11 protein-coding genes are annotated in these 11,709 nt (G+C 66.5%); 4 read left to right on the top strand and 7 right to left on the bottom strand.

Annotation, left to right across the window (positions count from 1 at the left end):
* Positions 1-30: 30 nt before the first annotated feature.
* Both E0E39_RS12125 and E0E39_RS12120 read left to right on the top strand, forming a co-directional pair.
* Positions 31-213, top strand: a complete 183-nt coding sequence (locus tag E0E39_RS12125) for a hypothetical protein (RefSeq protein WP_130874974.1) — start codon at positions 31-33, stop codon at positions 211-213.
* Positions 214-1,059 (top strand): SDH family Clp fold serine proteinase, encoded by an 846-nt coding sequence (locus E0E39_RS12120; protein ID WP_342770214.1) that lies wholly within the window; start codon positions 214-216, stop codon positions 1,057-1,059. It begins immediately after the preceding gene.
* A 109-nt stretch (positions 1,060-1,168) separates the two neighbouring features.
* Here E0E39_RS12120 and E0E39_RS12115 read toward each other — a convergent pair whose 3' ends face one another.
* Positions 1,169-1,726 (bottom strand): NAD(P)H-dependent oxidoreductase, encoded by a 558-nt coding sequence (locus E0E39_RS12115; RefSeq protein WP_130874972.1) that lies wholly within the window; start codon positions 1,724-1,726, stop codon positions 1,169-1,171.
* A gap of 378 nt (positions 1,727-2,104) precedes the next feature.
* Between E0E39_RS12115 and E0E39_RS12110 the strand changes: the two genes are divergently transcribed.
* Positions 2,105-4,312: a hypothetical protein gene (locus E0E39_RS12110; protein ID WP_130874971.1), complete on the top strand. Its 2,208-nt coding sequence runs from the start codon at positions 2,105-2,107 to the stop codon at positions 4,310-4,312.
* Positions 4,313-4,481: 169 nt separating this feature from the next.
* On the opposite strand, the gene E0E39_RS12105 is transcribed toward E0E39_RS12110, so the two are convergent.
* From E0E39_RS12105 to E0E39_RS12080, 6 genes are all read right to left on the bottom strand, one after another.
* On the bottom strand, positions 4,482-5,228 hold the full coding sequence (locus tag E0E39_RS12105; RefSeq protein WP_130874970.1) for a hypothetical protein: 747 nt from the start codon (positions 5,226-5,228) through the stop codon (positions 4,482-4,484).
* 70 nt (positions 5,229-5,298) lie between these two features.
* Positions 5,299-6,306 (bottom strand): hydroxyacid dehydrogenase, encoded by a 1,008-nt coding sequence (locus E0E39_RS12100; protein ID WP_130874969.1) that lies wholly within the window; start codon positions 6,304-6,306, stop codon positions 5,299-5,301.
* 1 nt (position 6,307) lies between these two features.
* Positions 6,308-7,354 carry an NAD-dependent epimerase/dehydratase family protein gene (locus E0E39_RS12095; RefSeq protein ID WP_207302491.1) on the bottom strand — a complete coding sequence of 349 codons (1,047 nt, stop codon included), beginning with the start codon at positions 7,352-7,354 and terminating at the stop codon, positions 6,308-6,310.
* A 3-nt stretch (positions 7,355-7,357) separates the two neighbouring features.
* Positions 7,358-8,203, bottom strand: coding sequence for a carbohydrate ABC transporter permease (locus E0E39_RS12090; RefSeq protein ID WP_130874968.1), 846 nt, complete (start codon positions 8,201-8,203; stop codon positions 7,358-7,360).
* Positions 8,200-9,096, bottom strand: coding sequence for a carbohydrate ABC transporter permease (locus E0E39_RS12085; RefSeq protein WP_207302490.1), 897 nt, complete (start codon positions 9,094-9,096; stop codon positions 8,200-8,202). The genes E0E39_RS12090 and E0E39_RS12085 overlap by 4 nt, the downstream gene beginning before the upstream one ends.
* 11 nt (positions 9,097-9,107) lie before the next feature.
* A complete protein-coding gene (locus E0E39_RS12080) occupies positions 9,108-10,337 on the bottom strand; it encodes an ABC transporter substrate-binding protein (RefSeq protein WP_130874966.1) in 1,230 nt (409 codons plus the stop codon).
* A gap of 221 nt (positions 10,338-10,558) precedes the next feature.
* On the opposite strand from E0E39_RS12080, the gene E0E39_RS12075 reads away from it, so the two are divergent.
* On the top strand, positions 10,559-11,683 hold the full coding sequence (locus E0E39_RS12075) for an ROK family transcriptional regulator (RefSeq protein WP_207302489.1): 1,125 nt from the start codon (positions 10,559-10,561) through the stop codon (positions 11,681-11,683).
* Positions 11,684-11,709 lie beyond the last annotated feature (26 nt).

Here is an 11,709-nt window from a genome sequence, read left to right as displayed (position 1 = left end):
CATGGTGGTACGCGGAAGAACGGAAGCGCCATGACCAAGGAAGCACTGGAAAACCTCCAAGCCCTCAGCGAACCCCAACCCGTTCCCGGAAATGGTGAGGAACAGCCCCGGTGGGACGAGCAGGTACGAACCGCGATGGACGCCCGCCGCATGGGTGCGAAGCTTCGCAGGGATAAACCCAAGAGTTTCCGACCTGTGGTGGGAAGGATCTGACTGCATTGCGCACCCCCACTGTTTCAGGCTGAGCATTCGGGTCGGCACAAACGGCAGGCACTCATAGGGGAGTACCAGCAGATCACCGGAGCCAAGCTCATCGTCGTCATCGACCAGATCACGCCCACGAACATGACGGTTCTTGAGGAACTTCTCTTCGACTGCGACCCTCAAAAGGATCTGCACCTTCTCCTGTCCTCACCGGGAGGCGACGGGGAGACGGCGCTGCGCATGGTGCGTTCAATGCAGCAGCGGTGCAAGGAACTCACAGTGGTCGTACCTGACATGGCCAAGAGCGCGGCCACAATCCTCTGCCTTGGCGCCCATCACATCCTCATGGGTCCGGGAGGCGACCTGGGACCGATAGACCCGCAGATGATTTTTCCGGGAGAGGACGGGCGACGTACCACGGCGAGCGCGAAGGAAATCGTCGCGGCAATCGGGGAGGCCGAAGAGCGAATCCGGGTCAATCCCGGGTCGTTCCCACTGTTCGCTTTGTTGTTGGCCGATGTCAACATGCTCATGGTGGAACAGGCCAAGGCCGCTCTGTCCCGCTCCGAAGCTCTGATGCGTGAGGCCTTGTCCGCGCAGGTGAGAACTCAGGAGGAGGTTGACGTCTTGGCGGCAAGGCTCAAGGAGCCGCTCATAGATGCACCATCCAGCCATTCCGCTGTGATCTCCGTCGACCATGCGAAGGGATACGGTCTTCCGGCAGAGCGCGCCGATGTGAACAGCCAGGAGTGGCGGCTCATCTGGGAACTCTGGACGCAATATTTCTCCGAAGGGTGCTGGCCGGCCGGGCAGAAGGCCATCTACGAGGGCATTCACGCCTCGCACCCCGGTTGATCCGGTTGGCTGTCCCTGTTGAGGTTCGCTGGCTTCACAGCGCAGGCAAACGCCAACAGGGCCAGCAGAGCCGAGGGCGGGCAGGTGGTGGGACCTTCGGCGCGACCTCTCAGCCGAAAAGGTCGAGTGCCGGCTGCTCGGAGGTGAGCCAGGCGGTGTAGGACTCGGCCTGCTTCTCAAGGTCCTCGTCGCTCAAGGTGAGGGTGCCGGCGGTGATGAAGGGCGTGACGAAACGGGTCCCGACCATGTTGCTCATGGCCTGGAAGGGGCGCAGCAGCTCGTGCAGTTCGTAGTGGGCGTCGCCGCTGTGGTCGTAGCTGGAGGCCGGCGCCCCGGGGGAGACCGCGAGGGCGATTTCCTTGCCGTGGAGGGCCTTCCCGGTGGAACCGTAGGCCCAGCCGTAGGTGAGGACGTCGTCCTGCCACTGCTTGAGCAGGGCCGGGGAGGAGTACCAGTACATGGGGAACTGCAGGACGATCCGGTCGGTGGCCTCGCAGGCGGCCTGCTCGGCCGCGACGTCGACGTGGAAGTCCGGGTAGAGGGCGTACATGTCGCGGACCTCGACGGGGTTGTCGCCGCTTCCCGCGCCGCGGGCCGCCTGCGCGAGCCGGGCATTGACCCGGGAGGCGGCCAGGTTGGGGTGGAAGAGCAGGACCGTGGTGTGCATGGGGGACTCCTTGGAGAAGAACCGGTGGGAAACCGTGCGGCCAGCGGCCGCTGTTCCGGGCCGGTGCCGGGGAAGGTCTCCCCGGTTCGCGTGGATGACCCCGCAAGTGTAGTGCGCGGTGACCGGAATCAGCGGATTCCTCGCAGGGCAGGTCGTGTTGTGGGCGCCGCAACCGATGGGACACCTCGATGAGGGGCGTCGTTCGAGTTCGCGGTGCCACGGGGTTGCCAGACGTGGAGGTCCGCGGCGTCAGGGGTGCCTCCGCGTCGCACAATTATCCCAGCTGCTTGGAGAAACTCGCCGATGATCCTGAAAATATTGACTGAAGATTATGACACTTAGTTAAGATAATTGGTGAGCAAGCAAGGAGCGTGAGGAATGCATCGGAACCAAGAAGCCGGACCCCGGCGGGTCGCCCGGGCCGTGACCTGCCTTGCCCTTGGGTTGGCTGCCGCCCTGTCCTTCGGTGGAACTGCGGTGGCCGATCAGGCGGGCACCGAGGAGAGGATCACGTCGAGCGGGGAGCGGCCACTCGCACCGGTGAGCGTGCCGAACTACGGCACCACGACCAGGGAAGGCGCCCCGGTGGCGGTCGTCGTCAGCGGGGGGATGGGCGGCAAGCTCAACGTCGTCGACCTCAGCAGCGGAAAACCCGTCGTCCAGAGGGACTTCGCCGACGAGACGAAAGATGATGTGCAGCCCTGGGGTTTCGCCACCCTCAGCGACAAGTCGGTCCTGATCGCGGCCGGGCTGAGTGGCCTGTGGCGTTACGATCCCGACGGCGACACCGTCGAGCACCTCAGCGAGGACAAGGCCGGGGTGACGGACAAGGCCGAGTTCTTCTGGGACATCGCCGTCGACGAGAACGACACCGCCTACATAGCCACCTTTGCGGGCAAGAAACATAGTGGTGGCCATGTGCTGACCTGGAGCAAGGACAACGGGTTGGGTCTCCTCAAGGGCGGCGACCCCGTCGATGCGGGGCAGCCGCAGGCCCGGAGCATCGCATACGACAACGGCAAGGTCTACGTGGCCGTCGGGGCGACCGCCCCGAAGATCTACCAGATCGACCCGAGGACCGGAGCGAAGAACGCCCTGGAGCTGCCTGCCGGGGTGTGTGCTGGTGGCTCGGGAGGGCTGGTGCCTCATCTCGAGGCCAAGGCTGGCAAGCTCTACGCCGAATCCTGCAATGAACGCCAAAACGTCATGTACGACCTCGCATCCGGCATGCCCGGCGAGGTGTTGAAAGATGCCGGCGTGGATCCTGTGCGAGACGTCGGCGGCAAGATCATTTCCCGCCCCGGGGAGGCCAGGAAGGTCTACTACGTCCGTGCGGGGCAGCTCGTGGAGTACGACCCCGACACCAACAAGCACACGCCGCTGCCCGCCGGAAACCAGCTGCTCGGGCGGCTGAGCCCGAACAGCTGGGCCACCCACGACGTGTTCGTCTCCTCGCAGATGAACAGGGGGGACCTGACCATCCACGACGCCACCAAGCAGGGTGCGGACTCCGTCACAAAGGTCGACGGCAATGACGCGCTCAAGGCGCCGGGCCGTGCCATCCAGTCGATGGTTGCCGCGGACAACGGCAAGCTGTTCGCGTCCTGGTACATGACGGCGGACCAGCTGCTCGGGATCACCCCCGGTGAGAAGGCCGACGGCACCACGTTCGAGCTGCTGGACTCCCCGACCGGGCAGGGTGAGGGGATGGCGGTGAACGGCGGCACACTGGTCGTCGGGCTCTACCCGGGCGCCAAGGTCACGTCCCGGTCCACCGAGAACGGTGGCGGCTACGAACCAGGTGGCGAATACGACAAGGCGTACAATGAATCGCCCACGAAGAAGGCGGTTGACGGGCAGGATCGTCCCTATGCGATCACCCACACCGAGGGCAGCGTGTTCGCCATCGGGACCGTGCCGAAGGACGGCCAGCTCGGCGGGGCGCTGGCTTTCTATGACACCAGTACTCGCACGATCCAGGACAAGGTCTACAAATTCGACGGTCTGAGCTACGCCAACGGCGTCCCTCAGGATCGTCTGGCCAAACAGTCGCCGATCTCCATGGCATACCGGGGCGGCAAGCTCTACATCGGCACCACTGTGCGCGGTGGCCACTCGGTGGAGGCCGAGAAAGAAGAAGCCCATCTCGTGGAGTTCGACGTCGCCAGCGGCACGGTGACGCGCATCCTCAATCCCTTCGAGGGCGAAGGCCAGAAAGCCATCACGGCGCTGACCTTCGGCGACGACGGGCAGCTCCACGGCATCACCGGGAACTACGTGTTCACGGTGGACCCCACATCCTTGGGGATCACCGGCAAGAAGAGCGTGATCGGTGGTGACGAGAAGGAAAAGGTGGCCGAGGCCGGCAAGGAGGTCAACCGGAGCTGGCTGATCCAGCACAACGGCACGCTGTACGGGGTCCTGGGCGGCAACCTCTACGCGATCCGGGCCAGCGACCTCACCGTCACCGGGGGCAAACCGATCGCGGAGAAAGTTTCCGCCCTGGCCCTCGGCAAGGACGGCTACCTCTACTACGCACGTGGCTCGGACATCTACCGCAACGACCACGCGAAGACAGGGCGGTGACCAGCCGGTTGACCTTCCCGATCCAGACCACCCCGGCACCGATCTCGTTGCCGAACTCCGTGGCCCCAACGCCGGGCGCCGTGCCCGACACCGCGGAGTAGCCGGGGAAACGACGTCCCGGGGATGTAGGGGTGCCTCCCCGGGACGTCGGGAGAAGGTTCCCCGGAGGTCACGGCCTCCGGGGAACCTGCACGTCCGGGCCGACCGGGTGGCCGGCAGGTCGTGGGTCACGGCTGTTTCTCCGGGCACGCAGCCTTCCCAGCCCCCAGAGCGCGTATGCGAGGACCAGGAACCCGGCGCTCAGCATCCCCACCCACGGCCACCAACTGGGAAGCAGAGGATTCAGGAAGGCATACATGGGTTTGTCGTGCAGCGCATCCCAGGCGTAGACGAACAGGTAGGGCACCAGCGACAGCGTCCAGACCAGCGGAACCCACCAGGCCAGCAGGGACTGGTTCCTGCCCACGAGGATCCAGTCGATCACTGACAGGACCGGCAGCGCCAGATGCGGGATGAAACTCGTCGGTGCGCTCAGGTCACCGGAGATGATGAAACCGAAGACGAGACCCGTCAGCAGTGACGCGCACGCCGAGAACCCGCGCAGCCAGCCCCGGTTTCCCTCCAGCATTCGGCGCGCAGGGAAGGTCAGGAAGAACAACGGCCGGAGCAGCCCGAGCAACGCCACCAGGAACACGAGGATGGTGGAGATCGTCGTGAAGTAGAGCATCTGGTTCACGATCTGCGCGGGTGTCCTCAACGGGGCGAACATCAGGACCAGCCCGGCGCCGGAGACCAGGGTGAGGACCAACCGCCAGATCAGGGTCAGCGTCAGCTCGGTGCTGCTGGCGGGAGGCAGGCCACCGGTGGCAGCGTTGGGTGGCGTGGGCCTGGTGTGTGGAGCGGGTTCCTGGGTCATGCACGAATGATCCCAGAGGCCGCGCCATCGGGTCTGTGCGGAACCTGGTCGGGCCGATCCGTGGACTCCTTCAGGCCATCAGGTGCAGACGATGCGCATCGAGGGAGTGGGTGAGCGGAAGGCCGTGGGTCCAGGCATGGACCTCCTCGGCGACGATCCGTCCCTGGCGGAGCCTGCCCTCGTGGGTTCCCGCAGCACGATGCGGGGTCGTCACGACGTTCGGCAGGGTGCGCAGCTCGCTGTCTGGGGGCAGGGGTTCCTCGTCGAACACGTCGATCGCGGCATCCAACCGGCCCGATCGTGCCTCGGCCAGCAACGCGTCCTCGTCCACCAGCCACGACCGTGCGGTGTTCACCAGGCCCGCCCCGTCAGGCATCAACGCCAACTCGCGGGCCCCCAGCAGGTGTCGGGTCGTGGGAAGCGACGGGGCGTGCAGCGCCACGATCCGCGCCCGTGCGAGTCCCTTCTCCAAGGGCACCGGCTCTGCCCCGAGCCGCGTGGCCTCCCGAGGGTTCAGGGTCGGGTCGACGACCAGCGGGTGGGCCCCCAGGGCGCGGAGCAGCGACAGATAGGCCCGTCCCGTCCGGGACGCCCCTACCACGGTGACCACCGACCCGCCGAGTTCGTGCTGCGTACCGAAACCGGTCGCGTCGGGCCAGGTGCCCTCGCGCATCGCGTGGTTCATGCGATGAATCCGGTGCAGAAGGACCAGGGTGAACGTCAGCGACACCTCCGCGACGGCGGGCGCCATGGCCTGTCCGGCCTGCGTGACGCGGATGTCGCGGGCGAACACCTCCTCGGTGAAGAACGACCGGATGCTGGCCCCGGTGTGGGCCACGAGCCCGAGCGACGGCATCCGGTCCAGCAGACCCGCGTCCAGACGAGGAAATCCCCAGCTCGTGACGAGCACCCGCACCTCGCGGAGGTCGACGTCCGCATCCGGGGAATCCAGCCGGAGCGGTCCGGGGCCGCCCAGGGCGACCGCGGCCTCCCGGAGCAGGTCGCGGGAGGCCGTGTCGAAGAACTCACGGGACAGGGTCTCGGGCACGACCACGAGCAGGGCGGGGCGGTCGCGCATCTCAGAACCTCCCGTCCCGCACCGCCCACTTCGTGGGCTTTCCGATCATCGGCAAGCCGTCGCGCACCCACTGGGCCTGCCACTGGATCAACCGGTCGGCGGTCACATCGGGGCGACCGAACATTTCCATGCAGCGTGTGGAGTTGCTCAGCAACGCCGTTGGTTCCGGGGAACCGGTGAAGAGCGCCTCGCGACCGAGCAGCTCGGCGAACCGATGCGCCACCCGTCTGATCTCCAGCAGCTCGGGGCCGGTCAGGTTGATCGTGAAAACCTCCGCACCGGCATTCCCGAGGCTGCGCAGCACCACCTCGTTCGCGTACCCCTGCCAGACCACGTTGACGTGTCCCGTGGTGATCGGCACGGGCTTCCCTGCCGCGACGAGCGCGGCGATGTCGGCCAGCACCCCGTAGCGCAGGTCGATGGCGTAGTTGAGGCGGATCACGCTGACGGGGGTTCCCCAGGTGTGTGCCGCGAAACCGAACACCCTTTCCCTTCCCAGACATGACTGTGCGTACTCCCCGACGGGATCCGGGACCGTCGTCTCGGTGGCCCCGCCGCTCCCCGGCGCGACGAAGGGGTAGACGTTCCCGGTCGACAACACCGCGATGCGGGAGGTGCGGTAACGTCGCGCCACCCGGTCCGGCAGCGCGGCGTTGATCTCCCAGGCCCATGACTGATCGTTCCCGGCCCCGAACTTCGCACCCACCATGTGGATCACGTCGGACGCGTCGGGCAGCGTGGAGAGGTCGTCGTTCGCGACCAGGTCGAAGGGAATCACGTTCACCCCGGCCTCGGTCAGGTCGTGACGCAGGTTGTCGTCGGGGAAGCGGGAGACCGCGTGGACGACATCCCCCGTGCGCCCCGCGGCATCCAGCCCGGCCCGGGCAAGCTTCGCCAGGGAGGGACCCATCTTGCCCCCGGCCCCCAGCACCACCAGGTCCCCCGACCCGGTGCGGAGACTCTCGACGAGTTCCGGGCGTGGGGTGCTCAGGAGCAGTTCCAGCGTCGCCTCGTCCGCGATCGTGTCCGGCATGGTGTGTGTGGTCATCGTTCATCCCCTGATTCCGGTGCTCGTGCATCCCTCCTGGACGTGGCGTTGAGCCACGAGGTAGGCCATGAAGATCGGCAGCAGCGCAACCGTCGCCCCCGCGAAGGTGACGTTCAACGGCACGGTCTGCTGCTGGAGCGAGGAGATCCCCACCGTCAGGGTCCACATCTCGCTGCGTCTGCCCACGATCAGGGGCCACAGGAAGTCGTTCCAGTGCCACAGCAGGACGAAGACCCCGAGGGTGGCCAGGATCGGTCTGCTGAGCGGCAGCACGAGGCGCCAGAAGATCGTGAACTCGCCCGCACCATCGACGCGGGCCGCCTCGAACAACTCGTCGGGGAGCCCCTGGATGAACTGGCGCATCAGGAACACCGCCTGCGCGTTCGCCAGGGTCGGCACGATCAGCCCCCAATAGGTGTTGATCCCCTTCCACGCCGTGATGAGCATGAACGTGGGAATCACGGTGACCTGGAAGGGAACCATCACCATCGACAGGAAGGACCAGAAAACGGCTTCCCGTCCGGGGAAGCGTTTCTTGGCGAAGGCGTAACCGGCCAGTGCCGAGACGAACAGCACGGCCACCACCGAGGTCACCGAGTAGATCACGGTGTTGAGGAGCCACCTGGGTAGATTCTGTCCGGAGAACACCTGCCGATAGGAGTCGAAGGAGACATCGCCGAAGGGCCACAGCGATCCGGGCAGTTCGACCGCGCCCGATTTCAGGCTCAGCACGATCATCGCGTAGAAGGGGAAGAGGCAGGCGATGGCCACGAGCGAGAGCCCGGCCCATCGGATCACGGCCGCGAACCGACCGGGGCGCAGGGCGTGACGGGAACGGGTGCGGATCATGACCGCCTTCCCAGGACGACGCGCTGGACGAGTGCCACCAGAAGGGTCATGACGAACAGGATCACGCCGACCGCGGAGGCGTACCCGTGGTCCGAGTATCGGAACCCCTGGTCGTAGAGGAACAGGATCAGCGAGTGACTGGAGTTCGCCGGACCGCCGCCGGTCATGACATAGATGACGTCGAAGACTTGGAAGGCGACGGTGGTCTCGAGCACGGCCAGGAAGAACAGGGCGGGCCTCAACGCCGGAAGGAGGACGTGGCGGAACCGTCCCCAGGTGCCGGCGCCGTCCATCAGGGCCGCCTCCTCCAGGTCCCGCGGAACGCCCTGCAGGACGGCCACCAGAATCAGCATCCCGTAACCGAAGCGCGACCAGACGCCGACCACGATGACGGCGGGAAGCACCAGGACGGTACTGCCGAGCCACGAACCCCCGAGACCGAGAGGGCTCATCAGCGCCGACCAGGGACCGTCGGTGGAGAAGATCCACTTGAAAACCGACCCGACGAGCACCAGCGAGGTGATGAAGGGCAGGAAGAAGACCGAACGGAAGAACCGCGCCCCACGGAACCCGCGACGCACCCCCAGGGCCAGCACCGTTGACAGGGCGATGGAAACGGGAACCGAGAACAGCACGTAGGTCAGGGTCACCGACAGCGCCCGCCAGAACAGTGGGTCGCCGGCCAACCGGGTGAAGTTCCCGCCACCTGCCCAGGAGAGCGAACCGTCCACGCCGAACCTGAAGAGGCTCAACAGGACGCCCGCGGCGGCCGGGCCGAACCGGAACACGAGGAACAGCACGAACGCGGGCAGCACGAACAACAAACCGGTGCGCGCACTCCGACCGGCCAACGGGATCCCGGGGCGGCTCCGCCGTGACGAGCGGGTGGGCAAGGCGCCGCTCCTCACCTGAGGAGCGGTTTCGCGGCCTCGGCGGCATCCGCGAGGGCCTGTCGCGGTGATTTCTGGCCCAGCAGCGCGGCCTGGATCTCGGGGGAGAGCACTCCCATGACCTGACGGGCGGCGGGATTCGGCTCACCGAATCGGACGTTGGGAAGGGTCTGCTCGACCCTGCTCTGGACGGGGCTGCCGGCGTACATCGGCGCTGCTCCCGCGGTGGGGGAGAAGTAGCCTCCGGCTCGGAGGTAGTCCACGGAGTTCACGGGATCGGTCACGAAGGCCGCGAACCTCCCCGCGACCTCCTTGTTCCGGGAACTCCTGAGCAGGGACAGGGAACCGACCGTGCCGTAGGCCACGGACCGCTCATCCTTGAGCGGTGGCAGGACCACGACGTTCTCCTCACCCAGAAGAGGGGCCAGGTCGACGGCCGGAATCGACCAGGTGCAGCCGGAGCGCCCCGCGACGAAGTCGGTCTGTTCGGTGTTGACGGCAGCGCTGAGGGAATCGGGTTCGAGGGCGTTGCTCCGGGCCAACCCGGTCAGGAACTCGAGGGCCCGGATCCCCTGGGGGGAGTTGAAGGCGACCCGTTCGTCGGCGTCGAAGACGGATCCCCCGGCCTGCCAGAGCAGGGGGTAGAAAGACATGTTGAGGGTCTGGCCCGGATCGGCGGAGTAGGTGAGGGCGTACATGCCCTTCTCCGTGAACCGGGGGGCCATCTCGGTGACGTCGTCCCAGGTGCTCGGATAGGTTGTGACCCCGGCGGCCCGGAAGGCAGCGGCATTGCAGACCAGGGGGTTGGAGCTGATCAGCAACGGCGCGCCCAGCAACCTGTCGCCCGCTGTGACGGCCTGTGCCACGTTGGGCAGCAGAGCGCTCGTGCGTTCCGGCCCCAGATACGTGTTCATCGGTTCGATCGCGGTCTCGTAGCTGGAGAGCTGATCCGGCACGAGATAGACCAGGTCGGGCCCGGTCTCCGATGCGATGGCGGTGTGGAGGGCCTCGTCGCGTTTTGCCCAGGGGAAGACCTCGACATCGACCCTGACCCCCGGGTTGGTCTCGTTGAACCTGGAGATCAGGTGCGCCCACAGCTCCTTGTGCCGGGCGTCGTCGCTGATGGCTGGATACATCCAGACGGTGATCACCTGCTCCCCGGGGTCCGCGACCCCGGCGGTGCACCCGGTCAGGCCGATCAGTGTCGCCACACCCAGCGCCACCGCCCGCAAGAGCTTTCTCATGGCCCGTGCTCCTTCGGTTGATCCCGGTTTCAGTGAAGGATTCCGCGGACAGGGGGAGGATGTGGCCGCGGAATCCGGAATTATCATAACCGGGTGTGAAAACCCTTGGAAGAGCCACGCCGTAAAAAAATAAATTATGTTACGGCGGTATGATAATCTTCCGCGAGCCGGGTGTTGTCCCGTGGATGGCACGGGCACTGAGTGGGGTGGAAGGAGCAGCCATGCAGTCCTCGACTGCGATCAAGGCCGCTGCGTGGCTGCGCGACACGGGTCCCGCCGGAATCACGGCCCTGGCCCACGACCTGAAATTGTCGCGCACATCCGTCGAGAACGCTCTCGCGGTCCTGCAACGTCACGATCTGATCGTCGAGGTTCCGGGACGCTCCCACGGGGCCGGCCGTCCGGCCCGGCACTACGGGTTCCACGCGGCCGGTGGGCTGGTTGCCGGCGTCGACATCGGCGTCCACAGCCTGCGCGTGGTGGTGGCCGACCTGGCCGGCACCACCCTGGCCGCATCCACCACCGGCGGAGTGAACCCGACGCTCGATCCGGCAACACAGCTCGACATGGTCATCGCGAAACTCGGTGAGGCCACGGCCGGACTGGACCCCGGGCGGCTACGGGCAATCGGGATCTCCCTGCCCGGCATCATCGACAGGGCCGGCAACGTGATCGCCTCCGTGATCTTCCCGGCCTGGGCAGGGGTCGACATGGTGGGAGAGCTGCGAACACGGTTCGGTTGCCCCGTCGTCATGGACAACGGGGTCAGGCTGGCCACCGTCGCCGAGCATCACATGGGTTCCGGCCGGCGTTTCGACGACGTCCTGTACCTGTCCGTGGGAACCCGGATCGCCGCGGGGATGATCCTGGGCGGTCAGCCACGACGGGGAGCGCACAACGTGGCCGGGGACATCGGACGGGTCGCCTTCCGCGGCCTCAACGAACGCACCGGACAGATCCGATGGCGCAACGGTCGCACCGCCAAGGAGGTCTTCGCGCTGGCCCGCCAGCGGGATCTCCAGGCCCGGAAGGAGCTGCGCGAGTTCATCAACGAGCTGGGCAGGGGAGTCGCGACGGTGGTGATGGCCATCGACCCCGCGATCGTGATCATCGGCGGCGGCATGTCCCTGGCCGACGAGGAACTGCTCGAACCGCTCCGGGAAGCGATGGCCCGCCACATCGGCCTGCCTCTCGGGCTGCCCGTCATCGCGTCCCGGCTGGGGGATGAGGCCGCGGTGCACGGAGCCCTCGTCTTCGCCTTCGACCGGTGCTCCGAACACATCTACCGGGTCGGTGCCCTGCCACCCCCGATGATCACCCCGATGACCGGACGAACCGCCCGGTGAGATCATGGCTCGGTTGCACCGAGACC

The sequence above is a fragment of the [Pseudopropionibacterium] massiliense genome, assembly GCF_900607225.1.
GTDB classification, from domain to species: Bacteria; Actinomycetota; Actinomycetes; order Propionibacteriales; family Propionibacteriaceae; genus Arachnia; species Arachnia massiliensis.
The sequence above is the reverse complement of the archived record's forward strand: the minus strand, read 5'-3'. Positions and strand labels throughout refer to the sequence as shown.